Origin of the sequence: Pseudomonas sp. T8, assembly GCF_024610635.1 — a bacterium.
In the GTDB taxonomy this organism is placed as follows: domain Bacteria; phylum Pseudomonadota; class Gammaproteobacteria; order Pseudomonadales; family Pseudomonadaceae; genus Aquipseudomonas; species Aquipseudomonas chlororaphis_I.
In genome coordinates, this window is sequence record NZ_CP102374.1 from 3,338,887 (window position 1) to 3,363,537 (window position 24,651).

At 59.2% G+C, this 24,651-nt stretch carries 22 protein-coding genes and 1 other RNA gene; 12 read left to right on the forward strand and 11 right to left on the reverse strand.

The window, feature by feature from the left end; all coding sequences use genetic code 11:
• Positions 1-4: 4 nt before the first annotated feature.
• From dnaJ to grpE, 3 genes are all read right to left on the reverse strand, one after another.
• Positions 5-1,129, reverse strand: coding sequence for a molecular chaperone DnaJ (gene dnaJ, locus NRG23_RS15035; protein WP_009042118.1), 1,125 nt, complete (start codon positions 1,127-1,129; stop codon positions 5-7).
• A gap of 324 nt (positions 1,130-1,453) precedes the next feature.
• Entirely contained in the window at positions 1,454-3,370 is a 1,917-nt protein-coding gene (dnaK, locus tag NRG23_RS15040) for a molecular chaperone DnaK (RefSeq protein WP_009046925.1), read from the reverse strand.
• Positions 3,371-3,472: 102 nt separating this feature from the next.
• Positions 3,473-4,039, reverse strand: coding sequence for a nucleotide exchange factor GrpE (gene grpE / locus NRG23_RS15045; RefSeq protein ID WP_007920848.1), 567 nt, complete (start codon positions 4,037-4,039; stop codon positions 3,473-3,475).
• A 252-nt stretch (positions 4,040-4,291) separates the two neighbouring features.
• Between grpE and recN the strand changes: the two genes are divergently transcribed.
• The gene (gene recN / locus NRG23_RS15050) at positions 4,292-5,965 is read left to right on the forward strand and encodes a DNA repair protein RecN (protein WP_038582156.1); all 1,674 of its coding nucleotides are present in this window, start codon (positions 4,292-4,294) and stop codon (positions 5,963-5,965) included.
• A gap of 90 nt (positions 5,966-6,055) precedes the next feature.
• Here the strand turns inward: recN and fur are convergent, their stop codons facing one another.
• Complete coding sequence (fur, locus tag NRG23_RS15055) at positions 6,056-6,460, reverse strand: ferric iron uptake transcriptional regulator (RefSeq protein ID WP_007920840.1); 405 nt, start codon at positions 6,458-6,460, stop codon at positions 6,056-6,058.
• Positions 6,461-6,558: 98 nt separating this feature from the next.
• Here fur and NRG23_RS15060 point away from each other — a divergent pair, with 98 nt between their 5' ends.
• Entirely contained in the window at positions 6,559-7,086 is a 528-nt protein-coding gene (locus NRG23_RS15060) for an outer membrane protein assembly factor BamE (RefSeq protein ID WP_009046923.1), read from the forward strand.
• A 58-nt stretch (positions 7,087-7,144) separates the two neighbouring features.
• Here NRG23_RS15060 and NRG23_RS15065 read toward each other — a convergent pair whose 3' ends face one another.
• The 3 genes from NRG23_RS15065 to NRG23_RS15075 are packed head-to-tail and all read right to left on the reverse strand — an operon-like array spanning position 7,145 to position 9,303.
• Positions 7,145-7,465 carry an RnfH family protein gene (locus NRG23_RS15065; RefSeq protein ID WP_172833384.1) on the reverse strand — a complete coding sequence of 107 codons (321 nt, stop codon included), beginning with the start codon at positions 7,463-7,465 and terminating at the stop codon, positions 7,145-7,147.
• Complete coding sequence (locus NRG23_RS15070) at positions 7,458-7,892, reverse strand: type II toxin-antitoxin system RatA family toxin (RefSeq protein WP_009046921.1); 435 nt, start codon at positions 7,890-7,892, stop codon at positions 7,458-7,460. The genes NRG23_RS15065 and NRG23_RS15070 overlap by 8 nt, the downstream gene beginning before the upstream one ends.
• Before the next feature lie 7 nt (positions 7,893-7,899).
• Complete coding sequence (locus NRG23_RS15075) at positions 7,900-9,303, reverse strand: sodium-dependent transporter (RefSeq protein ID WP_124304179.1); 1,404 nt, start codon at positions 9,301-9,303, stop codon at positions 7,900-7,902.
• 117 nt (positions 9,304-9,420) lie between these two features.
• On the opposite strand from NRG23_RS15075, the gene smpB reads away from it, so the two are divergent.
• Positions 9,421-9,903 carry an SsrA-binding protein SmpB gene (gene smpB / locus NRG23_RS15080; RefSeq protein WP_009042112.1) on the forward strand — a complete coding sequence of 161 codons (483 nt, stop codon included), beginning with the start codon at positions 9,421-9,423 and terminating at the stop codon, positions 9,901-9,903.
• A gap of 81 nt (positions 9,904-9,984) precedes the next feature.
• On the opposite strand, the gene NRG23_RS15085 is transcribed toward smpB, so the two are convergent.
• Positions 9,985-10,752 (reverse strand): FCD domain-containing protein, encoded by a 768-nt coding sequence (locus NRG23_RS15085; protein WP_009046918.1) that lies wholly within the window; start codon positions 10,750-10,752, stop codon positions 9,985-9,987.
• A 261-nt stretch (positions 10,753-11,013) separates the two neighbouring features.
• On the opposite strand from NRG23_RS15085, the gene NRG23_RS15090 reads away from it, so the two are divergent.
• The 8 genes from NRG23_RS15090 (at position 11,014) to NRG23_RS15125 (ending at position 21,090) form a co-directional block, all read left to right on the forward strand.
• Entirely contained in the window at positions 11,014-12,699 is a 1,686-nt protein-coding gene (locus NRG23_RS15090; protein WP_103330594.1) for a lactate permease LctP family transporter, read from the forward strand.
• A 146-nt stretch (positions 12,700-12,845) separates the two neighbouring features.
• Positions 12,846-13,670, forward strand: coding sequence for a (Fe-S)-binding protein (locus NRG23_RS15095; protein WP_009046915.1), 825 nt, complete (start codon positions 12,846-12,848; stop codon positions 13,668-13,670).
• Positions 13,667-15,124: a LutB/LldF family L-lactate oxidation iron-sulfur protein gene (locus NRG23_RS15100; RefSeq protein WP_101281791.1), complete on the forward strand. Its 1,458-nt coding sequence runs from the start codon at positions 13,667-13,669 to the stop codon at positions 15,122-15,124. Before NRG23_RS15095 ends, NRG23_RS15100 begins: the two co-directional genes overlap by 4 nt.
• Positions 15,121-15,792 carry a lactate utilization protein gene (locus tag NRG23_RS15105; RefSeq protein WP_009046913.1) on the forward strand — a complete coding sequence of 224 codons (672 nt, stop codon included), beginning with the start codon at positions 15,121-15,123 and terminating at the stop codon, positions 15,790-15,792. The genes NRG23_RS15100 and NRG23_RS15105 overlap by 4 nt, the downstream gene beginning before the upstream one ends.
• Complete coding sequence (locus NRG23_RS15110; protein ID WP_257374977.1) at positions 15,789-18,599, forward strand: FAD-binding and (Fe-S)-binding domain-containing protein; 2,811 nt, start codon at positions 15,789-15,791, stop codon at positions 18,597-18,599. The genes NRG23_RS15105 and NRG23_RS15110 overlap by 4 nt, the downstream gene beginning before the upstream one ends.
• Positions 18,600-18,890: 291 nt before the next feature.
• A complete protein-coding gene (locus NRG23_RS15115) occupies positions 18,891-19,178 on the forward strand; it encodes a hypothetical protein (protein WP_257374979.1) in 288 nt (95 codons plus the stop codon).
• Between the two features lie 79 nt (positions 19,179-19,257).
• Positions 19,258-19,649: a transfer-messenger RNA gene (gene ssrA, locus NRG23_RS15120) on the forward strand.
• 184 nt (positions 19,650-19,833) lie between these two features.
• Entirely contained in the window at positions 19,834-21,090 is a 1,257-nt protein-coding gene (locus NRG23_RS15125) for an integrase domain-containing protein (RefSeq protein WP_257375074.1), read from the forward strand.
• A gap of 198 nt (positions 21,091-21,288) precedes the next feature.
• Here the strand turns inward: NRG23_RS15125 and NRG23_RS15130 are convergent, their stop codons facing one another.
• Genes NRG23_RS15130 through NRG23_RS15140 form a run of 3 tightly spaced genes read right to left on the reverse strand, consistent with a single transcriptional unit; the run spans position 21,289 to position 24,031 of the window.
• Positions 21,289-21,957, reverse strand: a complete 669-nt coding sequence (locus NRG23_RS15130; RefSeq protein WP_257374981.1) for a hypothetical protein — start codon at positions 21,955-21,957, stop codon at positions 21,289-21,291.
• Positions 21,958-21,959: 2 nt separating this feature from the next.
• The gene (locus tag NRG23_RS15135) at positions 21,960-23,051 is read right to left on the reverse strand and encodes a hypothetical protein (protein ID WP_257374983.1); all 1,092 of its coding nucleotides are present in this window, start codon (positions 23,049-23,051) and stop codon (positions 21,960-21,962) included.
• On the reverse strand, positions 23,039-24,031 hold the full coding sequence (locus NRG23_RS15140; RefSeq protein ID WP_257374985.1) for a hypothetical protein: 993 nt from the start codon (positions 24,029-24,031) through the stop codon (positions 23,039-23,041). The genes NRG23_RS15135 and NRG23_RS15140 overlap by 13 nt, the downstream gene beginning before the upstream one ends.
• A 277-nt stretch (positions 24,032-24,308) precedes the next feature.
• On the opposite strand from NRG23_RS15140, the gene NRG23_RS15145 reads away from it, so the two are divergent.
• Positions 24,309-24,581: a hypothetical protein gene (locus NRG23_RS15145; protein ID WP_174446962.1), complete on the forward strand. Its 273-nt coding sequence runs from the start codon at positions 24,309-24,311 to the stop codon at positions 24,579-24,581.
• Positions 24,582-24,651 lie beyond the last annotated feature (70 nt).

The following is a 24,651-nucleotide window of genomic DNA, read 5'->3' on the forward strand; positions in this document are numbered from 1 at the left end:
CTCCTTACAGGTCGCCAAAGAAGCGCTTCACGCCTTCGAACCAACCAGTGGTTTTCGGCGAGTGGGTATTGTCGTCCGCCAGGGAACCACGCAGCTCTTCGAGCAGCTCACGCTGACGACGACTCAGGTTTACCGGCGTTTCTACCGCGACACGACACATCAAGTCGCCAGCGCCGCCGCCACGAACCGGAGCCACGCCCTTGCCACGCACGCGGAACTGCTTGCCAGTCTGGGTCCCCTCAGGGATCTTCAGCTTGACTCGGCCATCCAGCGTCGGGATCTCCAGCTCGCCGCCCAGCGCCGCGTCAACGAAGCTGATAGGCACTTCACAGAACAGGTGCTTGCCGTCGCGCTGGAAGATCGCGTGCTCACGCACATTGATCACCACATACAGGTCGCCCGTAGGGCCGCCCTGGGTACCCGCCTCCCCTTCGCCGGACAGACGAATGCGGTCGCCGGTATCGACACCCGCCGGCACCTTCACCGACAGCGTCTTGTACTCTTCGACGCGGCCTTCGCCGTGGCAGGAGTCGCACGGGTCGGAAATGATCTTGCCCTGGCCATGGCAACGCGGGCAGGTCTGCTGCACCGAGAAGAAGCCCTGCTGCATGCGCACCTGGCCGATACCGCCACAGGTCGGGCAGGTCACCGGCGAAGAGCCTTTCTTGGCACCCGAGCCATCGCAAGGCTTGCAGTTGACCAGCGTCGGAACGCGGATATTCACGGTGGTACCGCGCACCGCCTCTTCCAGGTTCAGCTCCAGGGTGTAGCGCAAGTCACTGCCACGCTGAGCGCCGCCACGGGAGCCGCCGCGACCGCCACCAAAGAAATCACTGAAGACATCGCCAAAGATGTCGGAGAAGTTCTGGCCACCAAAACCGGCGCCACCGCCACCCATACTCGGATCGACACCGGCATGACCATATTGGTCATAAGCCGCGCGCTTGCTCGAGTCAGACAATACTTCGTAGGCCTCGTTGGCCTCCTTGAACATATCTTCCGACGCTTTGTCGCCGGGATTACGGTCCGGGTGATGCTTCATCGCCAGACGGCGGTAAGCCTTTTTCAGGTCGGCTTCGCTCGAGCCTCGCTCCACACCCAATACTTCGTAATAGTCACGCTTTGCCATAAGTCTTCGCACTCTTAAGGACGTTCGACAACACTCTCCTGAGCCTCGTCAAACTCGTTGAGCCCCAATACAGGCCCGGACCCAACTCACGTCAATTCAACGATCCTGGTCTTGGATAGACGACCAACAGACTGGCCGACAATTGCGGTAATCCCGAACGGAAAGCAGGAGCATTTCCGACCGTACCGCCAGCGCGCGAAAAGAGCCGCACGCCGTAAAAAATTCGCTTGCTCCAGACACGCCAACGCGGGAGCAAGCTCCCGCGCGGCGACATCCTACCAGTCACCGCACAAAGGCAGTCAACCGGCCGACCGACAAGCAGTCTTACTTGTGGTCTTTTACTTCTTCGAACTCGGCGTCGACGACGTCATCGGCTTTCTCGGCCGACTCAGCCTGCGAAGCTGCGCCTTCTGCCGGCTGAGCCTGCTCGGCGTACATCTTCTGAGCGACCGGAGCCGACACTTTCGACAGTTCTTCGACCTTGGCGTCGATGGCAGCCTTGTCGTCGCCTTTGATAGCGGCTTCAAGGGCAACCACGGCAGCTTCGATCGCAGTCTTCTCTTCAGCGGTCACTTTGTCGCCCGCATCAGCGATCATCTTGCGAGTCGAGTGAACCAGGGCATCGCCTTGGTTACGCGCGCTGGCCAGCTCTTCGAACTTGCGGTCTTCTTCGGCGTTGACTTCAGCATCACGAACCATCTGCTGAATTTCTTCCTCGGACAGACCGGAGTTGGCCTTGATCACGATCGACTGGGTCTTGCCGGTCGCCTTGTCTTTCGCACCTACGTGCAGGATGCCGTTGGCGTCGATGTCGAAGGTCACTTCGATTTGCGGCACGCCACGTGGAGCCGGTGGAATCTCGGCCAGGTCGAACTTGCCCAGGGACTTGTTCTGCGCGGCTTGCTTACGCTCGCCCTGCAGTACGTGAATGGTCACTGCGCCCTGGTTATCGTCGGCAGTCGAGAACACTTGCGATTTCTTGGTAGGAATCGTGGTGTTTTTCTCGATCAGCGCGGTCATCACGCCACCCATGGTTTCGATACCCAGAGTCAGCGGGCTGACGTCCAGCAGCAGTACGTCTTTCACGTCACCGGCCAGTACCGCGCCCTGGATGGCAGCACCCATGGCAACAGCTTCGTCCGGGTTCACGTCCTTGCGTGCTTCCTTACCGAAGAAATCGGTAACGGTCTTCTGAACCAGTGGCATACGGGTCTGGCCGCCGACCAGGATCACGTCGTTGATCTTGCTGACGTCGATACCGGCGTCTTTCATGGCGATGCGGCAAGGCTCGATGGTGCGCTGAACCAGGTCTTCGACCAGCGATTCCAGCTTGGCGCGGGAGATCTTCACGTTCAGGTGCTTAGGACCGGTGGCGTCTGCAGTGATGTACGGCAGGTTGACGTCGGTCTGCTGGCTCGAGGACAGCTCGATCTTGGCCTTTTCAGCAGCTTCTTTCAGACGCTGCATGGCCAGCGGGTCACCCTTGAGGTTCATGCCGCTTTCTTTCTTGAACTCGTCCACGAGGTAGTCGATCAGACGGATGTCGAAGTCTTCACCACCGAGGAAGGTGTCACCGTTGGTTGCCAGTACTTCGAACTGGTGCTCGCCATCGACTTCAGCGATTTCGATCACGGAAACGTCGAAGGTACCGCCACCCAGGTCATAAACGATCACAGTGTGATCGCCCTTGGCCTTGTCCATGCCGTAAGCCAGAGCGGCCGCGGTTGGTTCGTTGATGATGCGTTTTACGTCCAGGCCCGCGATGCGGCCGGCGTCTTTGGTCGCCTGGCGCTGGCTGTCGTTGAAGTAGGCCGGAACGGTGATCACCGCTTCGGTCACAGCTTCGCCGAGGTAGTCTTCGGCGGTCTTCTTCATTTTCTTGAGGATTTCAGCCGAGATCTGTGGCGGAGCCATTTTCTGGCCGTTCACTTCAACCCAGGCGTCGTTGTTGTCAGCCTTGACGATCTTGTAAGGGACCATCTGGATGTCTTTCTGTACGACTTCTTCGTCGAAACGACGACCGATCAGACGCTTCACCGCGTACAGGGTGTTGTGCGGGTTGGTCACTGCCTGACGCTTGGCCGACTGGCCAACCAGGATTTCGCCATCGTTGGCGTAAGCGATGATGGACGGCGTGGTACGCGCGCCTTCAGCGTTTTCGATAACTTTTACGTTGCCGTTTTCAAGAATGGAGACGCAGGAGTTGGTAGTCCCCAGGTCGATACCGATAATTTTGCCCATGTTAACTCTCCCGAAACTTTAGATTTTGTTGCCGCAGCAGTGGTGGCCGACTGCGGTAGCACTTAAACGCTTGGCCTATAAATGGGGGCCCTGCGCGCGATTTCAAGCCTTCTCGTCAATCGAAGGCGAAACCGGTGCGGGTGCCTTGCTGACCACGACCATGGCCGGGCGCAGCAGGCGACCGTTGAGCTGATAGCCCTTCTGGAACACCTTGAGAACGCTGTTCGGTTCGACGTCGGCACTTTCCTGCATGGCCATCGCCTGGTGCTGTTCAGCGTTGAACGGTTCGCCATGCGGATCGATCGCTTCCAGCTGATAACGCTTCAGGGTGTCCTGGAACATCTTCAGGGTCAGTTCGATACCTTCACGCATCGGACGAATGCTCTCGTCGTCCGGGCTGGACAACTCAAGACCGCGCTCGAGGCTGTCGATCACCGGCAGCAGGTCGCCAGCAAAACGCTCGAGGGCGAATTTGTGAGCTTTTTCTACATCCTGCTCGGCACGGCGGCGGACGTTCTGCAGATCGGCCGCAACACGCAATGCCTGATCCTGAGCGCCAGCCAACTGCTCTTCGAGCACTTGCACACGAGCCGCCAGATCTTCGCCCGAAGCCTCAGGGGCCTGATTGGCGTCGAGATTTTGCGTATCCAGCGTCTGTTCGTCAGCCATACAATTCTCCTTTCAATATCGTCCGTGAGCTCAACTCACGCTTCTGCCCCGGTATATGGGGTCGCATTTTTCAGGTTCAAGGGCCGCGCCCTCGGCAAAAATCATCGCGCGAAGCAAAACGCCTCTCCCCAACCATTCCCACACGCGATAAAAAAACCTGCCAAGCAAGCGAATCGAGCTAAGGCCGGGCATTGTCAGTCGAAAACAAAACACTGTATAAATAACCAGACCTAAAGCTTGGGAGCGGCCTTTATGCTGGTGCACCTGTCCGTACACAACTACGCCATCGTTGAACATCTCGATCTGGAACTGGATCGCGGGATGAGCGTCATCACGGGTGAAACCGGCGCCGGCAAGTCGATCATGCTCGACGCCCTGGGGCTGACCCTGGGTGATCGCGCCGACAGCGGCGTGGTGCGCCCTGGCGCCGACAAGGCCGACATTCTCGCCACCTTCGACCTGGAAGACATTCCCGAGGCCCGCACCTGGCTCGCCGAACGCGACCTGGACAACGACAGCCCGTGCATCCTGCGCCGGGTCATCACCGCCGAAGGCCGTTCCCGCGGCTACATCAATGGCTCCCCCTGCCCGCTAGGCGACCTCAAGGCCCTCGGCGAGCTGCTGATCGATATCCACAGCCAGCATGAACACCAGTCGCTACTGAAAACCGACACCCACCGCCGCCTGCTCGACGAGTACGCCGGCGCCACCGACCTGGCCCGCCAGGTATCGCTGGCCGCCCAGCGCTGGCGCCAGACCCGCCAGGAGCTGGAGCGCCTGTCCAACTCCGGGGACGAGCAGCGGGCTCGCCACCAGCTCCTCAGCTATCAGCTGGAGGAACTGGAGAACCTTGCCCTGGGCGAAAACGAACTTGAGCAACTGGAGCTCGAACATAAAAACCTGACCAATGCCGAAAGCCTGCTGGGCATCTGCCGGCAGGTCGTCGAGCATTGCAGCGAAAGTGATTCGGGTAACGTTCTCAGCGCCCTGACAGTGAGCCTCAATCGCCTGTCGAGCATCGGCAACACCTCCGGCGCCCTGGCGGAAGCCACCAACCTGCTGGCCAGCGCGCAAATCCAGGTCGAAGAGGCTGTCGGCGAACTGAATCGCTTCGTCGACCATTTCGATGCGGACCCGGCGCGCCTGCAACAACTGGAGGAGCGGCTGGACGCCATCTATACCCTGGCTCGCAAACACCGGATCCAGCCCACCGAGGTGTCGGCCATGCAGCAGAAACTGCTGGAGGAAATCGAGACCCTGGATGCCAACGATGAGTCCATCGAGCGCCTGGGCGACGAACTGAAATCCTTTGCCCGGCATTATCACGAAAAGGCCAGGGAGCTGAGCGAGCTGCGCCAGCAGGCGGCAACCAGCCTGGCCAGTGCCGTCGAACAGGAAATCCAGCGCCTGGGCATGCCCGGGGGCCGATTCACCATTGAACTGCACGCCAACAGCAGCGACGAGTTGCAGCCCAATGGCCTCGAACAGGTCGAGCTGCTGGTCAGCGCCAACCCCGGCCAGCCGCTCAAGGCCCTGGCCAAAGTGGCATCCGGGGGCGAGCTGTCGCGGATCAGCCTGGCGATCCAGGTGATTACCGCGCAAACCTCCCGCGTCCCGACCCTGGTATTCGACGAAGTGGACGTCGGCATCGGCGGCCCGACCGCGGAAATCGTCGGCCAGCTGTTACGCCGCCTCGGCGAGCGCGGCCAGGTCTTGACGGTCACCCACTTGCCGCAGGTGGCAGCCCAGGGCCATCAACATCTTTTTGTGCACAAGGTGCGCGGCAGCGATGCGACTCATACTGCGGTGTCCAAACTGGGCAAGACCGAGCGGATCGAAGAAGTGGCACGCATGCTGGGCGGCATCGACCTGACCAAGGAGTCGCTGGCCCACGCGAAAAAAATGGTGGTGACCGCCAAGGCCTGAGTCACTGCCACTTTAATAAAGAGCAGAAAGCACGAAGGCGACCCTTGGGTCGCCTTCGATCGTTTCGCGGACAACATCCGCGCGACATGCTTATTTCTTCGTGCGTACGTACAGCACCAAGTTGTGATCCACCAACTCGAAGCCATGCTTCTCGACAATCGCCTTCTGAAGCTTCTCGATTTCTTCGTCGAAGAATTCGATCACTTCACCGGAATCCACGTTGACCATGTGGTCGTGGTGACCGCCGTCAGCCAGTTCGAATACAGCATGACCACCATCAAAATTGTGGCGTACCACAAGGCCTGCTGCTTCAAACTGGGTCAGAACACGGTAAACCGTGGCCAGACCGACATCCTCGCCAGCTTCCATCAGCGCCTTGTAAACATCCTCGGCACTCATGTGTCGCTGCTCGGCGGAATCGAGCATTTGTAGAATTTTGACCCGTGGCAGAGTCACTTTAAGGCCGGCTTTACGTAGTTCGCTATTTTCAACCATGGTCAGCTTTCTCGCGGATGCTGCTTCGCAGCTCCTCTTAATGCGGGTATGATCGGGGTTTACGTTGTCCCAGCCAAGATAGTGGAAGTCGCCCACCGATGCAAAACACCAAGCTCTTGCTAACCAGTTTCACCTTCGTGGGACTGCTCGCACTCGCCGGTTGTTCATTCCCCGGGGTTTACAAAATCGACATCCAGCAGGGCAATGTCGTCACGCAGGACATGATAGACCAGTTACGCCCGGGAATGACCCGCCGGCAAGTACGGTTTATCATGGGCAACCCTCTGTTGACCGACACGTTCCACGCCGATCGCTGGGATTATCTGTACAGCCTGCAGCCAGGTGGCGGTGAACGCCAGCAGGAGCGCGTCAGCGTTATCTTCAACGGTAACGACCAACTGGTCAGCCTTTCCGGTGACTTCATGCCTGGCGTAAGCCGTGACGAAGCCATCCTGGGCAAGGACAGCGGCACTACCGTGACCGCCCCGGGCGAAAACGCCGAGCAGCCAAAACCGGAAAAGCCGGCCAAGCCTGGCTCTCTGCTCGATCAGATCCAGAAGGACGTCGACAACGTCGAAACCGTTCCGGTGCCGACACCAGAACCTCTGGACACCTCGCCGCAATAATTTGTGGTGGAATAAAAAAGCCCGGCGAGTCCGGGCTTTTTGTTGTCTGTCGATTCGTTCAGGACTCTGAAGTACGAGCCCGGGCCTGCGCCGCCTTTGCCGCGCGCAGACGTCGAACTTCTTTAGGATCGGCCAGCAACGGACGGTAGATTTCGATGCGATCGTCCGCCCGAACCGGCTGAGTTCCAGGGTCCGCAACCGCTTTGCCAAAGATCCCCAGCGGGCAACTGTCCAGGTCCAGCTCTGGAAATTGCGCACCTATCCCGGAGCTTTTCACTGCCGCACGGACAGTAGTCCCCGTCGGCACCGCAACACTGAGCAATACCTGCCGGTCGACCGCGGCATACACCACCTCGACCTCGATCATTGGCTCAAGCATGCAACTGCTTGGCCCGCTGACAGAACGCATCGACCAGGGTATTGGCCGCCTGGTTGAACAGCGGTCCCAAGGTCGCGCGAACCAGTGGACCGGCGTAGTCGAACGACAAATCCAGGCTGATCTTGCAGGCCTTGTCACCCAACGGCTTGAAAACCCACACGCCGTGCAACTGGTTGAACGGCCCTTCTTCCAGGTTCATCTCGATCGACTGGCCCGGCACCAGGGTATTACGCGTCACGAAATGCTGGCTGAGCCCACCCTTGGCAACCGCCAGGCTGGCGCGCATCTGCACCTCGCTGCTCTCCAGCACCTCGGCCGACGAGCACCAGGGTAGAAACTCCGGGTAGCGCGCCACGTCATTGACCAGGTCGTACAAAAACTGCGCCGGATAAGGCAGCAGGGCCGAGCGTTGAATATGTGTCGTCATGTCAGCGTCATTTCCACAACTGGGCGGCAAACACTATAAGAATGCCGATGGGCGCCACATAGCGCATCAAAAACAGGGTCAGGGCAAAAAGCAGCGGGCTGCGAATCGACAGCTCATCACGAACCGCCTCGCGCCCCATCACCCAACCCGCAAACACCACAAAGCAGAGGCCACCCAAGGGCAACATGATCCGCGAGGTAAAGAAATCGATCACCCCAAAGAAATCCAGACCACCCGCCGCCCCCCATTGGTAGAGGTGGAAAGCCCCGCCTTCGTTCACGAAAAACTTGGCCTGCTGCCAGATATTGAAGGAAAACACCGTTCCCAATCCGACGAACCAGCAGGTAAACGCCAGCCAGAATGTCACCCAGCCGCGGCGGATTCGGGTCCGCTCCACCAGGTAAGCCACCATCGGCTCCAACAGCGAAATCGCCGAGCTCCAGGCTGCAATGGCCACCAGGACAAAAAACACCACGCCCATCAACTGGCCGAACGCCACATTACCAAAGGCAAAAGGCAAACTGACAAACATCAGCCCCGGACCCTCACTCGGATTCAGCCCGGCGGCAAACACAATCGGGAACAGCGCCAGCCCCGCCAGCAGTGAAACGAAGGTATCCAGCAGCGCCACGCCGACAATAGTGCCGGAAATGGACGAATGCTTCGGCATGTAAGCGCCGTAGATCATGATGGAACCGACACCGACGCTCAGGGAAAAGAACGCATGCCCCATGGCCGGCAACAGGCCGTCGAGCAGTTTGTCGGTGCTGAAGTCGAACATGAAATGCACGCCTTCCATGAAATGCCCGGTGGTCATGCTGTAACCCAGCAGGATCACCAGCATCACGAACAGCAGCGGCATCATGATCCGCAGGCTGCGCTCAAGCCCGGCCACCACACCCTTGGCGATGACAGCCGCCGACAACAACATGAACAGCGTGTGCCACAGCGTCAGCCGCCAGGGGTCGGCGATCACATTGCCGAAATAGGCGCCGACCTGATCCGCCGTCACGCCCTGGAAATCGCCACGGCCCATATCGATGATGTAGTCCAGCGACCAACCACCGACCACGCTGTAAAAGGAAAGAATCAACAAGGCAGTGATCATTCCGGCGAACGCGCCCCAGGACCACTTGGCCGAATGCCCGGCTTCCAGGGCCAGCGCCTTCAAGGCATTGGCCGGGCTTTGCCGGGCGCGACGGCCGATCAGGGTTTCCGCCAGCATCACCGGCACGCCGATCAGTGCGATGCAGGCCAGGAATACCAGGACAAAGGCGCCACCACCGTAGACGCCGACCATGTAGGGGAATTTCCAGATACTGCCCAGGCCCACGGCAGAACCAGTCGCAGCGAGTATGAAAACCCAGCGACTGGCCCAGCCGCCGTGGACAGAAACCTTGTCCGTCGACATCAAAAACGCGCCCAACCGAGAAAAAAGAGCGCGCATTGTCCGGGATTCACTCAACCTGCTCAAGCACGCTGCTTCACCGTAGCCGACACGCGTGCAACTGCCTATAATGCCGCCCCTATGGCTAAACAGAAGAAACACCCAACAGGGACCATCGCGCAAAATAAAAAGGCGCGTCACGATTACTTCATCGAACATCGGTTCGAGGCTGGCATGGTCCTGGCCGGCTGGGAAGTAAAGAGTCTGCGTGCAGGCAAGGCACAACTGGTCGACAGTTATGTGCTGCTCAAGGACGGCGAAGCCTGGCTGCTGGGCAGCCACTTCACGCCGCTGACCACCGCCAGCACCCATGTGATCGCCGACCCCGTGCGCTCGCGCAAACTGCTGCTCAACAAGCGCGAGCTGGAGAAGCTGTTCGCTGCCGTGCAGCAGAAGGGTTATGCCTGCGTGTGCCTGTCGCTCTACTGGAGCAAGCACATGGTCAAGTGCGAGATCGCACTCGGCAAGGGCAAGAAGGAATACGACAAGCGTCACACCGAACGCGAGCGCGACTCCGATCGTGAGTTGCATCGCGCGGTGCGCAACAAGGGCAAGGAAGAGTAACGCCCTTCTGCCTTGATGCCATGATCGCGAGCCAGCTCGTTCCTACCAGGAGCGAGCTGGCCGGCGATGAATCCTTCCAGACTAAATCCCCTTGCGCCGCTCGGCCCGGGCCACGCGCTGCACTTCCTGACGCACCTCCTCCAATACTTCCTGCACATACAGAATGTGCCGGCTGGAGACTTCGCGCGCCTGCTCGGCACGCCCTTCGATAATCGCCTGGTACAGATCGCGGTGCTGGCTGATCAGCATGTCGCGGGTTTCGGTGCGCTGCTTGTACATGCCGCCAATGTTGGTCACCACGTTGCGCTTGAGCAGATCGAACAGCCCCCGAATGGTGTGCAGCAATACGGCGTTGTGGCTGGCCTCGGCAATTGCCAGATGAAATTGCGCGTCCGCCGCGCCCTCCTCCGCCCGGCTCGCATCACCTGCCCGGGAATAGCAGTCCTGCAATTCCTCGAAGGCCGCCGTGAGCCGTTCACGGTCCACGTCGGTGGCACGCAACGCGGCGTAATAGGCGCATGAAGCTTCCAGGGTGTGGCGAAACTCCAGCAAGTCACGCTGGGCTTCAGGGTTGCTTTCCAGCAACTGCAGCAGCGGATCGCTGAAGGTCGAGCCCAGTGACTCCACCACATAGTTGCCGCCACCCTGGCGACTGACCAGCAAGCCCTTGGCCGTGAGTTTCTGGATCGCCTCGCGCAACGAAGGCCGCGAGACACCGAACTGCTCCGCCAACGCACGCTCTGCCGGCAGGCGCTCACCGGACTTCAGCGTGCCCTCGAGGATCATCCCCTCGAGCCGCTCGACAATATCGTCAGACAAACGGCGCTGACGAATCTGATCAAACCCCATAACTCACTCTCCACGATCCCGACCGCGCGCCGGGCTCTCTATTCTGGCCTATCGGGGCTGCGCCAGCACCTATCAGAACGCACGTCGGCAAGCGGATCAGAAGTCATCTGCACCGCACCTTCGACAAAAGTTTTAGGGCGGCAAATTGACACACCGCTCACAAGGCTTTTACCCTAGCCAACAGCGATTGTAAATTGGTATTACCAATTAACCAAATACGCTGACCAGTGCCTGACCAACAACAATTAGGGGCCACCCCATATGCAAACCTGGCAACAGCTCTACAGCCCGCTCGGCAGCCTCGGCCTGTCCGCCCTCGCCGCCGTCATCCCGATCGTCTTCTTCTTCCTGGCTCTGGCCGTGTTCCGTCTCAAAGGACACGTCGCCGGCAGCATCACCCTGGCGTTGTCGATCCTGGTGGCGATCTTCGCCTTCCAGATGCCTGCCGACATGGCCCTCGCCGCCGCTGGCTATGGATTTGCCTACGGTCTGTGGCCCATCGCCTGGATCATCGTCGCCGCCGTCTTCCTCTACAAACTGACGGTCAAAAGTGGCCAGTTCGAGGTCATCCGCAGCTCGGTGCTGTCGATCACCGACGACCAGCGCCTGCAGGTGCTGCTGATCGGTTTCTGCTTCGGCGCCTTCCTCGAAGGCGCCGCCGGTTTCGGCGCGCCGGTGGCCATTACCGCCGCGCTGCTGGTGGGGCTGGGGTTCAACCCGCTGTACGCCGCCGGCCTGTGCCTGATCGCCAACACCGCCCCGGTGGCCTTTGGCGCCCTGGGTATTCCGATCATCGTGGCGGGCCAGGTGACCGGCATCGACGCGTTCAAGATCGGCGCCATGACCGGTCGCCAATTACCGCTGCTGTCGCTGTTCGTGCCGTTCTGGCTGGTGTTCATGATGGACGGCCTGCGCGGTGTCAAAGAGACCTGGCCCGCGGCCCTGGTGGCCGGCCTGAGCTTTGCCGTGACCCAGTACTTCACCTCGAACTTCATCGGCCCGGAGCTGCCGGACATCACCTCGGCCCTGGCCAGCCTGATTGCCCTGACCCTGTTCCTCAAGGTCTGGCAACCCAAGCGTTCGTTCGCCGCGGCCACCGCCAGCGTCGGTGCCGCTGCCGTGCGCAACGGCGGTTTCGGCCAGCCGCGCACTACCCAGCCTTCGCCGTACAGCTTCGGTGAAATCTTCAAGGCCTGGTCGCCGTTCCTGATCCTCACCGTGCTGGTCACTATCTGGACCCTCAAGCCGTTCAAGGCGATGTTCGCTGCCGGCGGCTCGATGTACAGCTGGGTATTCAACTTCGCGATTCCGCACCTGGATCAACTGGTGATCAAGAGCGCGCCGATCGTCGCCACCCCAACGGCGATTCCAGCGGTGTTCAAGCTCGACCCGATTTCCGCGACCGGCACGGCGATTTTCTTCTCCGCGCTGATCTCGATGCTGGTGCTGAAGATCAATTTAAAAACTGGTCTGACCACTTTGAAAGAGACCTTCTACGAACTGCGCTGGCCGATCCTCTCCATCGGCATGGTGCTGGCCTTCGCCTTTGTCACCAACTACTCCGGCATGTCCTCGACCATGGCCCTGGTGCTGGCCGGTACCGGCGCGGCGTTCCCGTTCTTCTCGCCATTCCTCGGCTGGCTGGGGGTGTTCCTGACCGGTTCGGACACTTCGTCCAACGCCCTGTTCAGCTCGCTGCAAGCCACCACCGCGCACCAGATCGGCGTCAACGACACCCTGCTGGTGGCGGCCAACACCAGCGGCGGCGTGACCGGCAAGATGATCTCGCCACAATCGATCGCCGTGGCCTGCGCCGCCACCGGCCTGGTGGGCAAGGAATCGGACCTGTTCCGCTTTACCCTCAAGCACAGCCTATTCTTTGCCACCATCGTCGGCCTGATCACCCTGGCCCAGGCCTACTGGTTCACCGGCATGCTGGTGCACTAAGCAAGCAACACCGAAAAAACCGACGCCGGAGTCCGACTGCGGCGTCTGCAACTCACAACCCGGTCTGCAAGGCTGCTGAAAGCTTGGCTCTCTATATTCAGCAGCCGCGGCAGACGGATAACCGGGATCACCCGGAGACACGCCTGATGAGCGAGCTTTTTTACAACGCCGTGCCTAACGCGACCCGTGTCGCACCGCCCTTGGCCGAACCGCGCCAGTACCCCAGCGAGAAGCCGTCGCGGGTCTACCTGTTCGGCACCTGTGTGGTCGACCTGTTCTACCCCGAAGCGGGGATGGATGCGATTCACCTGCTCGAGCGCGAAGGCATTCGCGTGGAGTACCCGCAAGGGCAAAGCTGCTGCGGACAGCCGGCCTACACCTCGGGTTACACCGAGCAGGCGCGCACCGTGGCCCGCTCGCAACTGGCGCTGTTCGCCGGCGACTATCCGGTGGTGGTGCCGTCGGGTTCCTGCGCGGGGATGATTCGCGAGCACTATGCGGACTTGTTCAAGGATGAGCCGCAGACCTTGAAGCAGGTGCAGGCCCTGGCCGAACGTACCTACGAGCTGGCCGAGTTCCTGTTGCACGTGTGCAAGGTGCAGCTCAAGGACAGTGGCGAGCCGATCAAGGTGGCGCTGCACACCTCCTGCTCGGCACGGCGCGAGATGAACACCCACCTGCACGGTCGTGAGCTGCTGGCACAACTGGGCAACGTGGAGCGGGTAGAACACGACCACGAAAGCGAATGCTGTGGCTTTGGCGGGACTTTCAGCGTCCGAATGCCGGACATCTCCGGCGCGATGGTCGCGGACAAGACCCGCGCGCTGAAGGAATCCGGCGCCCACCAGGTACTGAGCGCCGACTGCGGCTGCTTGATGAACATTAACGGCTCGCTGGAGAAACAACGGGAAGCGCTGCGCGGCCAACACCTGGCCAGCTTCCTCTGGCAGCGTACCGGAGGTGCCGCATGAGCGCCCCGGAGCTGATTCCGACCCTGACCGTGTCGGACGATTTTCGCACCCGGGCCCACCAGGCCCTCGGTGACCGACAACTGCGAAACAACTTTCGCAGTGCCATGGATTCCCTCATGGCCAAACGTGCGGCGTCGTTCAGCGATGCCCACGAACGCGAACACCTGCGGGCCCTGGGCAATGCGATCAAGGCCCGTGCGTTATCCAAGCTGCCCGACCTGCTCGAGCAGCTTGAACAGAACCTGACCCGCAACGGTGTGACAGTGCACTGGGCGGAAACGGTGGACGAGGCCAATGGCATCGTCCTCTCGATCATCCGGGCTCACGAGGCGCGGCAAGTGATCAAGGGCAAATCGATGGTCAGCGAAGAGATGGAGATGAACCATGTCCTCGCTGAACAAGGCATTGAATGCCTTGAGTCGGACATGGGCGAGTTCATCGTCCAGCTCGACTTTGAGAAGCCTTCACACATAATCATGCCGGCGATCCACAAGAACGCCGGTCAGGTCGCGTCCTTGTTCCACGACAAACTTGGCGTGGAGTACACCAAGGACGTTGACCACCTCATTCAGATCGGTCGCAGGGTCCTGCGGCAGAAGTTCTTCGAAGCAGACATCGGCGTCTCCGGCGTCAACTTCGCCGTGGCCGAGACCGGCACCCTGCTGCTGGTGGAAAACGAAGGCAACGGCCGCATGTCCACCACCGTGCCGCCCGTGCACATCGCCGTCACCGGCATCGAGAAAGTCGTCGAGAACCTGCGCGACGTGGTGCCGCTGCTGTCGCTGCTGACCCGCTCGGCGCTGGGCCAGCCGATCACCACCTACGTCAACATGATCTCCGGCCCGCGCCAGGAGCATGAACTCGACGGCCCGCAGCAAGTGCACCTGGTGCTGCTCGACAACGGCCGCAGCCAGGCCTTCGCCGACAGCGAATTGCGCCAGACCCTGAACTGCATCCGCTGCGGCGCCTGCATGAACCATTGCCCGGTCTACACCCGTATCGGCGGCCACGCCTACGGCGAGGTCTACCCCGGCCCCATCGGCAAGATCATTACCCCGCACATGGTCGGCCTGGCCAAGGTGCCGGACCATCCGAGCGCGTCTTCGCTGTGCGGCGCCTGCGGCGAAGTGTGCCCGGTGAAGATCCCGATCCCGAGCCTGCTGCGCCGCCTGCGCGAAGAGAACGTCAAGGCCCCGGACAGCCCGCATCAGGTGATGCGCGGCCAGGGCAGCAAGTACTCGCGCAAGGAACGTTTCATCTGGAACGCCTGGGCCAGGCTCAACAGTTCGCCGACCCTGTATCGCCTGTTCAGCCTGGCGGCCACCCGCCTGCGCGCGCTGACCCCGAGCAACGTCGGCCCCTGGACGCAAAACCACAGCGCACCGAAACCCGCCGCCCGGTCCTTGCACGACCTGGCCCGCGAGCATCTGGCCAAACAGGGAGAACGTCGATGAGCGCCAAACAGAACATCCTCGGCAAGCTGCGCAACAGCCTGACCGGTACCACGCCGATTGTGGATAACTTCGATGAGGCGCTGGTCACCGAGCCTTATACCTACAGCCCGGAACAGCGCATCCCGCAGCTGCGCAAGCAGATGGAAGCGGTGCACACCGAAATCCACCAGACCACCGGCCAGGACTGGCCGGCGCTGCTCGCCCGCCTGCTGGGCGAGCGCCAGTTGCCGAGCCTGCTGATCGCCCCGACCACGCCCCACGGCCAGCGCGTCAGCCAATACTGGGCCGAGCATCCCGGGCTGCCGACGTTGAAGGCCTACGACCGGCCGGTCGAGCAATGGAAAGCCGAGCTGTTCAACGACACCCCGGCCAGCCTCACCACCACCCTCGGCGCCATCGCCGCCACCGGCAGCCTGATCCTCTGGCCGACCCGCGAAGAACCGCGGCTGATGAGCCTGGTGCCGCCGGTGCATTTCGCCCTGCTCAAGGCCAGCGAGATCCGCGACAACTTCTATCAGGTCCAGCAGGAATACGCCTGGGCCCAGGGCATGCCGACCAACGCGCTGCTGGTGTCCGGCCCGTCGAAGACCGCCGACATCGAGCAGGTCCTGGCGTACGGCGCCCACGGCCCGAAAGACCTGGTGGTGCTGATCCTGGAGGACCAATGAGTCTACCGGCGGCTTTTCTGCGTGATGTACAACAACTGATTCCCCAGGAGCGGCGTTTCGACGATCCGCTCTCCACCCTCGCCTTCGGCACCGACGCGAGTTTTTATCGGCTGATTCCGCAACTGGTGATCCGCGTCGAGTCCGAAGACGAAGTGGTGGCCCTGCTCAAGCTGGCCCAGCGCGACCGGGTTCCGGTGACTTTCCGCGCCGCCGGCACCAGCCTGTCGGGACAGGCCATCAGCGACTCGGTGCTGCTGGTACTCGGCGATAACTGGAACGCCCGCGAGATCCGCGACCAGGGCCAGCAGATCCGCCTGCAGCCGGGGGTGATCGGCGCCCAGGCCAACGCCTGGCTGGCGCCGTTCGGGCGCAAGATCGGCCCCGACCCAGCCTCGATCAACGCCTGCAAGATCGGCGGCATCGTCGCTAACAATGCCAGCGGCATGTGCTGCGGCACCGCGCAAAACACCTACCACACCCTGGCCGGCCTGCGCCTGGTGCTGGCCGACGGCACCCGCCTGGACACTGAAGACGCCGCCAGCGTCGCGGCCTTTCGCAGCAGCCACGGCGAGCTGCTGGAGCGCCTGGCCAGCCTGGGCCGCGAGACCCGTGCCAACAGCCAACTGGCCGCAAAGATCCGCCACAAGTACCGCCTGAAAAACACCACCGGCCTGTCCCTCAATGCCCTGGTGGATTTCGATGAGCCGCTGGATATCCTCAGCCACCTGCTGGTGGGCTCCGAAGGCACCCTGGGTTTTATCAGCGCGGTGACCTACGACACGGTGGTCGACCACCCGAACAAGGCCTCGGCACTGATCGTTTTCCCGGATGTGGAAACCTGCTGCAACGCGGTGACCGTGCTGAAAAGCCAGCCGGTGTCCGCCGTGGAACTGCTGGACCGCCGCAGCCTGCGCTCGGTGCAGGACAAACCGGGGATGCCGGCGTTCGTCCAGCAACTGTCCGCCAATGCCTGCGCGCTGCTGATCGAATCCCGTGCTGCTTCATCCGCGCTGCTGCAGGAACAACTGGCGCAGATCATGGCGTCCCTCGCCCCTTTCCCGGTGGAGAAGCAGGTCGACTTCACCGAAGACCCGAAGGAAAACGCCAAACTCTGGGCGATCCGCAAGGACACCTTCCCCGCCGTCGGCGCAGTGCGCAAGACCGGCACCACGGTGATCATCGAAGACGTGACCTTCCCGGTGGAACAGCTGGCCATCGGCGTCAATCGCCTGATCGCGCTGTTCGACAAACACAGCTACGAAGAAGCAATCCTGTTCGGCCATGCACTGGAGGGCAACCTGCATTTCGTCTTCACCCAGGGCTTCAACAGCGCCGAGGAAGTGGCGCGCTACCAGGCCTTCATGGATGACGTGGCGCAACTGGTGGCGGTGGAATTCGGCGGCTCGCTGAAGGCCGAGCACGGCACCGGGCGCAATATGGCGCCCTTCGTCGAGCTGGAATGGGGCAGCGATGCCTACCAGTTGATGTGGCAACTCAAGCGCCTGCTCGACCCCAACGGCATCCTCAACCCGGACGTGGTGCTCAGCGAAGACCCGCAGATCCACCTCAAGCACCTCAAGCCGCTGCCGGCGGCCGACGAGATTGTGGATAAGTGCATCGAGTGCGGTTTCTGCGAACCGGTGTGCCCGTCCAAGGGGCTGACCCTGAGCCCGCGCCAGCGCATCGTGATCTGGCGCGATATCCAGGCCCGCAAACGCGCCGGCATCGACACCAGGGAACTGGAAGCGGCCTATCAATACCAGGGCCTCGACACCTGCGCCGCCACCGGCCTGTGCGCCCAACGCTGCCCGGTGGGCATCAACACCGGCGAGCTGGTGAAAAAGCTGCGCGGCCAGCACGCCACCCATGCCAAGGCGGCCGATTGGCTCGGCTCGCACTTCGCCACCACCTTGCAGGGCGCGCGGTTCACCCTGCATGTGGCCAACGGTGCGCGGATACTGCTGGGGGCGCCACGCCTGGCCAGGGTTTCGGCGGCGCTGAGCAAACTGTCCAAGGGCCAGGTGCCGCAATGGACCAGCGCCATGCCCCAGCCGGAACGCGCCATTCGGTTCAGCCCGGCGATCAGCGACCAGCGGCCACGGGTGGTCTATCTGGCGGCCTGTGTGTCGCGGGTGATGGGCCCGGCGGCCGGGGACAAGGAGCAAAGCTCGCTCTACGACAAAACCCGCGGCCTGCTGGAAAAAGCCGGTTACCAGGTGGTGATCCCGGACAATGTCGACAGCCTGTGCTGCGGCCAGTCGTTCGCCTCCAAGGGCTACGCGGAACAGGCCGAGCACAAGCGCCAGGAACTGATCGGCGCCCTGCTCCACGCCAGCCGCGGCGGCCTCGACCCGATCTACTGCGACACCAGCCCCTGCACCCTGCGCCTGGTGCAGGACCTGGGCGACGTGCGCCTGGACCTATACGACCCGGTGCGCTTCATCCGCACCCACCTGATGGACAAGCTCGAGTTCACCCCTCAGGAAGCGCCGGTCGCCGTACACGTCACCTGCAGCACCCAGCACCTGGGCGAGAGCCAGGCGCTGATCGATCTGGCGCGGCGTTGCAGCAATAACGTGGTGATCCCGGAAGGCATCCATTGCTGTGGTTTCGCCGGCGACAAGGGCTTCACCACCCCACAGCTCAACGCCCACGCCCTGCGCAGCCTCAAGGACGCGGTGCAGCATTGCAGCGAAGGCATCTCCACCAGCCGCACCTGTGAAATCGGCCTGAGCCAGCATGGCGGGATCGACTACCACGGGCTGGTGTACCTGGTGGATCGGGTGACCCGGGCTAGAACGGTTTGATCGGCATGTACCAACTGTAGGAGCGAGCTTGCTCGCGATGGACTTGAGAGCGCTGCATTTACCCAGTAAATACGCGCTACCGTTAACGACCATCGCGAGCAAGCTTCGCTCCTACACAGGCATTAGGTGTTGCCCGCATGTTCAGTGGTCATGACGCCGGTCAGAAAAATAGAACCCTGCCCCACCACCGCAGTCCACAGATCGAGCTTCCCAAAACGGGAGTTTCCCGAGAACTCGGCAATCCGTGCTGATGGCCAGCAACGCCTGGCCCTTCAGTTCAAGGAGACGCATATGAAACGTTCTGTACTGTCAGGCCTGTTCGTCACCGCTTCGATCCTGGCCTCCCCCAGCTTCGCCGGGAACCAGGAAGACCTGTGCCAGATGAACCTGCAAACCATCCGCGACGCCCGGACCAGCATCCAGGCCGCGGACCTGCAGGCCAACATCGACGCCACCGTGCAACAAGCCCAGGCGGCCCAGGCGAAAAACACCGAGGAAGGCACCAAGGAATGCATCGCCCTGACCACCCGCGCGATCCAGAGCATCCAGAACAGTGCCAAGGGTGAAGGCGGCGGCTAACCGGTCCCGCCTTCGGGATGGCCTTGCGGGCCATTTTGGCGTAGACTGTACAAACCTGCTGGTAATGCACAGCAGGTTCGGGGCCGTTTAGGATTCGACGCCGGTTGCGAAACTTTAGGTGCATGCCGAGTTGGTAACAGAACTCGTAAATCCACTGTTGCAACTTCCTATAGTTGCCAATGACGAAACCTACGGGGAATACGCTCTCGCTGCGTAAGCGGCGCTAGCCTTCCTTCTGGTACCTTCGGGTCCAGCAATCATCAGGGGATGTCTGTAAACCCGAAATGATTGTCATACAGAACAGAATCGCCGTGCAGTACGTTGTGGACGAAGCGGCTAAAACTTACACAACTCGCCCAAAGCACCCTGCCCGTCGGGTCGCTGAGGGTTAACTCAATAGACACGGCTACGCATGTAGTACCGACAGCGGAGTACTGGCGGACGGGGGTTCAAATCCCCCCGGCTCCACCAAAATTACATCTAAAGACGTCCACGGACGTCTTTTTTTGTGCCTGAAATCCAGTAAATACAGGGCTTTCAGCGCCATCAGCGTCCACGGACATCCATGAGCAGCCACACCTTTTGGCATTCCAAATGGCATTCCAAGCCCATAAGTGCTAATTTTTGGAATGCCAAATCCCATCCTGGAATGCCAATGTGCGCACAAGCTACTCGCCTCTCTGAGCTCAAAATCAAATCTGCCAAGCCTTCTGAAAAGGACTACGTCCTGTTTGACGGCGGCGGACTTCAAATGCGAGTGAGAAGCAATGGCTCTAAGCTATGGAACTTCAACTATCGACACCCCGTGACGAAGAAGCGGATCAACATGGGCCTAGGTACCTTCCCTGAAGTCTCGTTAGCGCAGGCACGAAAGGGCTCCATTGCAGCGAGGGAAGTACTTGCCCAAGGCCTCGATCCTAAAGAGCAACGAGATGCAGTGCTGCAAGCAAAGCAAGCTGAAACTGGGCACACATTTCAGAATGTCGCGACGTCCTGGTATGAACTGAAGAAGGATGCAGTGACACCAGCTTATGCCGAGGACATCTGGCGCTCGTTGACGTTGCACGTTTTTCCGGATTTGGGCACCACACCGATCTCAGCCATCAGCGCACCACAAGTCATCAACCTGCTTCGGCCACTCGAAACCAAAGGCAGTCTTGAAACAGTTAAACGGCTATCACAGCGACTCAACGAGATCATGACCTACGGGGTCAACTCGGGACTGATTCACGCAAACCCGCTTAATGGGATTCGATCTGTCTTCAAGAAGCCGAAAAAGAAGAATATGGCGGCACTTGCTCCCGATGAGCTGAAAGAACTCATGGTGGCAATTGCCAATGCCAGCATAAAAAGGACCACGCGCTGCCTTATCGAATGGCAGCTCAACACCATGACCCGCCCAGCAGAGGCAGCTACCACCCGCTGGGCGGACATCGACTTCGAGAAGAAGATCTGGACGATCCCTGCTGAGCGAATGAAGAAACGACGTATACATATCGTGCCGCTTACAGATCAAGCACTGGCACTGCTGGAGGCAATCAAACCATACAGCGGACACCGGGAGTATGTATTTCCTGCAGACCGAGACCCTCGAACCCATTGCAACAGCCAGACCGCCAACATGGCGCTAAAGCGCATGGGCTTTGAAGGTCGGTTGGTGAGCCATGGCATGCGCTCAATGGCTAGCACTATTCTCAACGAACACGGCTGGGATCCTGAGTTGATCGAGGTTGCGCTTGCCCACGTAGATAAAGACGAGGTCCGCAGCGCCTATAACCGAGCCGACTATATAGAGCGCAGACGTCCAATGATGGCCTGGTGGAGCGAACACATCCAACAGGCTGCCACCGGCAACCTATCTGTGTCGGCAATCAGAGAAAATCGAGATAAAAAAGTTGTTTCGATACGCTGATCAAAGGGCCTCCTACCGAGAGGAGCCGAGCCCCTCCCGGTCTTTGCTTGAAATTCAACCTTTGGATAGGAACCGCACGGACATAGTTTTTCTCTGAGTATGCCAAAAGCGAAACAGGAACGAGCTCATTGGGTTCACTCAAATTTTCAAGGGCAATAAATAGAGCCCTGGAGTAACACCAGATCATCCCTAGCTGATCTAGCGTTTCGCCTGCAGGGCGCTCTCGATACTGCTCAAGATAAATGGCTTGAGTGGGCCGCTGATCTTACAGGCGGCTGAACGTGAAAATCCTATCTGGCCTTTAACTCCTTTGTAGACGACTTCATAGGAGGCAGCTTCAACTAGGAAATCAGCTAACCCCAGTAGTTTCACATTCTCTGTATTGATACCTTCTTTGGATGCCAACTCAATCCGAGCGAGCGAATTGGCTCTAGGAATCGCTCCTGAAACTTTCAGGCTGTTTAGGGTTTTGCTAGTGGCTTTCTCCAAGGCCGCCTGTACCAACCTGTCACTGATGACGATCTGCTCACAAGCAAAGCCAAACCCTACAGCGGCCTCCAGCGCGTTCAACATTTCACGTATTGACCTTGCTGGACTCTCAATCCGGAAGATGGTGAAGCCCTCGTTGAGGACAGTAACATACTGGGAGTTGACGGTAGCGACCTGCTGATACTCATAATTCCCATCACTATCCAGGCGGACAGCATTGATAGTAGATGGCCAGATATAGCGAAAGGTTGACTCGCTTGCGTCGCTCAGAAAGCCTGTTGTGCTGGCATTGTCGTAACCTACGTCTCGTAGTTTGGTAAAGAACTCAGCCACAGAGCAGGGTAGGCGAACCTGATACCACTTGTAGCGTGAAATCATGATTACTCATCTCCTTGAGTGCATTCAGCCCTAAGCTTCTGCATCTGTTCACGTGCAGTTTTCTCAATCAACCTGGACATTGAGTCAATCTCAGCTTTCAAGGGCGCACGCCTTTTGCCTAGTTTGCCATCTACGTATGGGTATACAGACTTGATCAGGATCGAGAAGTCTGTGCAGCTTATTGGATCTGCAAACAAAACCTCCACGCTAATTACATCTCCATTGCCAAGGACTCGCTGCGCAGTCCAACACATCTTGAAAATATAGAATGCATCTTCATGTACAAGATCAAGAAGCAAGGAAGATCGTGTTATACCATTACCTTTGAGCAATACTTTTTCGATATGTGTTTCGTGCTCATCAGAGGCTAACCCCTCATCGTCGGCATTTAACTTCGGCTTATACACATAAACGTCTGAAACATCGCGACGACTGAAGCCCTCTAGGCTTGTACTGAGTTCAATGAAGAAACGCGTTCTCATCTTTGGATCAATCACGTCATACAGGTTTACCGTGACGCGCTCAATTTCATCGGGTACTACCGAGTCCACCTTCGCTACAATTTCATCCCGCACAGAGCTCATAAATTCGTTCTGTGCGTTGTTGATCAGATAGCCTTCAGCAGTCTTAATAAACTCGACAACCCCATCTTTTATTTGCTGTTGCGCAAATTCAGTTTTCTTGTAGTCAATGAGTGAATACTGGATCCTCAGAGAGAAATCATTACCACTCCTAACAATATGTGCGATATCTCCATTGGCAACGATTTGCTTCTTGATCTCTTCAAGAGCGAATTTAAGCTCCTCTGGATCAATGGTACCAACAAGATCCATAGAGGTAGTGCGCTCCCTTCGCGGAAGAATGCCCAGCTTCTCCGATATGATCTTGTGGTCGTAGTAGTCATGAGGAAGACGAGAGAAATACTCAGCCAGATCGTCTCTCGGAGTCTTTTTGGAGACAATCATGTTGCGGCGCTCGAAGAGCACGGCCAAGGTGGGGGAATCCACCCGATGCTGAATCAGAGCATCGAAGACATTTTTGTCCGATGCATAGTACATGGCTGGGCCGAAAGTCCTTTTCTTCAATTGCGCCACCCCATCCAACCTGGATTATACGAGTCAGTCACTGCAGTCACCGCCTCAAAGCTGATCGCGTTAAGAACGGTTTCCCGAATCGGATCGAAGCCCCAAGCCTTGGCGTATCTCTCTTTAGCGGCTTTGAAGTTCGCTACCATCTGAGGGTCGGCACTAGGCACTGTGACCCGAATTTGAACTGACTTGCCAGACTCCAACATCTGATATCGCGACAGACTGTCCAAAAAATATTCGAACTCAGTATGCGAGGCGCCCGGGCGATTGTAGTACACCACGTAACCTGGCTCGGTCTTGTCCGTACCTTTGTGCTGGACAATCAAGTAAGGGCTGGTAAGCGCTTCAATAGTTGCCGGTTGTCCCCACACGTCCCCCTGCCGCCGACGCAATACTAGGTCAGGATAGTAAAAGGTGTACTCACTGGACATCTTCTTCTGACTCGTCAGGCGAATCATATCGTTGGCAATAGTAAAGAGACGATTGATGTCATGCGGCCCAAGGTAGTGAAGATAGACATTGGGCGGTATCGGGATTGAGTCAAAGCCAATCTTTTCAATCAGACTGTAAAACGGTTTCTCATAACCGTGATCATGGTTGTGCACGAAGAGAAGCCCACGAACTTCATAGTTGTCGCAGTCAGTAATTGCGAAAGTATTTCGCCAGGAGTCTGAATCCCTGGCGCACTCGACGGTGATCGCCAAAGACTTGAAGGCGTCGCGCAGCTTTTGCTTGCCGATGCTTTCTTTTTTGTAGGCTTTGAGGTCGGTGTGCAAGTAGATCGTGCTGCCGAGGTAGGGGTCTTCATAGTAGAAGATGGCATCGCCAGGGTGTTTTGTCTTCGGCTTGTCGTCGCTACCCAGGTGAGTAGGACAGTGGCAGTCAAAATTCTCGTTCCACTTGCCCTTCATCTGCCAGAAGAAGCTGCTGAAGATATCGACTGAAAGCTTCTCGGCAATCTCACCAACGTTTACGGTTTCCGACATGGCTCCTCCTAAGCAATCGATCCTGGCTCTCAGACCAGAGAATGAGGAGCCAGCATAACAGGATCAAAGGCGTGTAGAAGCCAGCTGCCACTACTTCGCATTAAGTCGATTAATTGCGCCTAACCAATATCCTCACTGTAGGCCTACCTTAAAAATCCGACTCGAAAAATACTTAACACTACATAACCACCTTGACTACACCATCAAGGAGGTTCGCCCCATGTCATTGCAGTGTCCTCGCTGTCATTCCCCCAAAGTCGCTTCTTTCCATCACGCTATGAAAGTCGGCGCGGCCATCGGCACCGTGGGTGGTGCTGCGCGCGGCGTCAGTGCTGCGCTAGCTGGAGGCCAAGCGGGCGCGCTTATTGGCGCTATCGCCGGCCCTGTCGGTATCACACTCGGTTCGGTATCGGGTGCCATCCTCGGCGGGTTGGCCGGCGGTGTCGGCGGCTGTGCTCTCGGCGCCCAACTGGGTGAGTCGCTCGATCGCCACGTCCTGGCCCACAACCTCTGCTTGCTATGTGGCCACCGCTTCAACCTCCCGACCTAACCAAGTCAACTTCCCTTCTATTTATTACGTCCGGTCGGTGCTGCGCTCTGCGTGGCGCTTTATGCCGGCT

Excerpts from the sequence above, each read along its gene's own strand:
- dnaJ (WP_009042118.1), bottom strand. The coding sequence starts at position 1,129 with ATGGCAAAGCGTGACTATTACGAAGTATTGGGTGTGGAGCGAGGCTCG.
- dnaK (WP_009046925.1), bottom strand. The coding sequence starts at position 3,370 with ATGGGCAAAATTATCGGTATCGACCTGGGGACTACCAACTCCTGCGTC.
- grpE (WP_007920848.1), bottom strand. The coding sequence starts at position 4,039 with ATGGCTGACGAACAGACGCTGGATACGCAAAATCTCGACGCCAATCAG.
- recN (WP_038582156.1), top strand. The coding sequence starts at position 4,292 with ATGCTGGTGCACCTGTCCGTACACAACTACGCCATCGTTGAACATCTC.
- fur (WP_007920840.1), bottom strand. The coding sequence starts at position 6,460 with ATGGTTGAAAATAGCGAACTACGTAAAGCCGGCCTTAAAGTGACTCTG.
- NRG23_RS15060 (WP_009046923.1), top strand. The coding sequence starts at position 6,559 with ATGCAAAACACCAAGCTCTTGCTAACCAGTTTCACCTTCGTGGGACTG.
- NRG23_RS15065 (WP_172833384.1), bottom strand. The coding sequence starts at position 7,465 with ATGCTTGAGCCAATGATCGAGGTCGAGGTGGTGTATGCCGCGGTCGAC.
- NRG23_RS15070 (WP_009046921.1), bottom strand. The coding sequence starts at position 7,892 with ATGACGACACATATTCAACGCTCGGCCCTGCTGCCTTATCCGGCGCAG.
- NRG23_RS15075 (WP_124304179.1), bottom strand. The coding sequence starts at position 9,303 with ATGTCGACGGACAAGGTTTCTGTCCACGGCGGCTGGGCCAGTCGCTGG.
- smpB (WP_009042112.1), top strand. The coding sequence starts at position 9,421 with ATGGCTAAACAGAAGAAACACCCAACAGGGACCATCGCGCAAAATAAA.
- NRG23_RS15085 (WP_009046918.1), bottom strand. The coding sequence starts at position 10,752 with ATGGGGTTTGATCAGATTCGTCAGCGCCGTTTGTCTGACGATATTGTC.
- NRG23_RS15090 (WP_103330594.1), top strand. The coding sequence starts at position 11,014 with ATGCAAACCTGGCAACAGCTCTACAGCCCGCTCGGCAGCCTCGGCCTG.
- NRG23_RS15095 (WP_009046915.1), top strand. The coding sequence starts at position 12,846 with ATGAGCGAGCTTTTTTACAACGCCGTGCCTAACGCGACCCGTGTCGCA.
- NRG23_RS15100 (WP_101281791.1), top strand. The coding sequence starts at position 13,667 with ATGAGCGCCCCGGAGCTGATTCCGACCCTGACCGTGTCGGACGATTTT.
- NRG23_RS15105 (WP_009046913.1), top strand. The coding sequence starts at position 15,121 with ATGAGCGCCAAACAGAACATCCTCGGCAAGCTGCGCAACAGCCTGACC.
- NRG23_RS15110 (WP_257374977.1), top strand. The coding sequence starts at position 15,789 with ATGAGTCTACCGGCGGCTTTTCTGCGTGATGTACAACAACTGATTCCC.
- NRG23_RS15115 (WP_257374979.1), top strand. The coding sequence starts at position 18,891 with ATGAAACGTTCTGTACTGTCAGGCCTGTTCGTCACCGCTTCGATCCTG.
- NRG23_RS15125 (WP_257375074.1), top strand. The coding sequence starts at position 19,834 with ATGTGCGCACAAGCTACTCGCCTCTCTGAGCTCAAAATCAAATCTGCC.
- NRG23_RS15130 (WP_257374981.1), bottom strand. The coding sequence starts at position 21,957 with ATGATTTCACGCTACAAGTGGTATCAGGTTCGCCTACCCTGCTCTGTG.
- NRG23_RS15140 (WP_257374985.1), bottom strand. The coding sequence starts at position 24,031 with ATGTCGGAAACCGTAAACGTTGGTGAGATTGCCGAGAAGCTTTCAGTC.
- NRG23_RS15145 (WP_174446962.1), top strand. The coding sequence starts at position 24,309 with ATGAAAGTCGGCGCGGCCATCGGCACCGTGGGTGGTGCTGCGCGCGGC.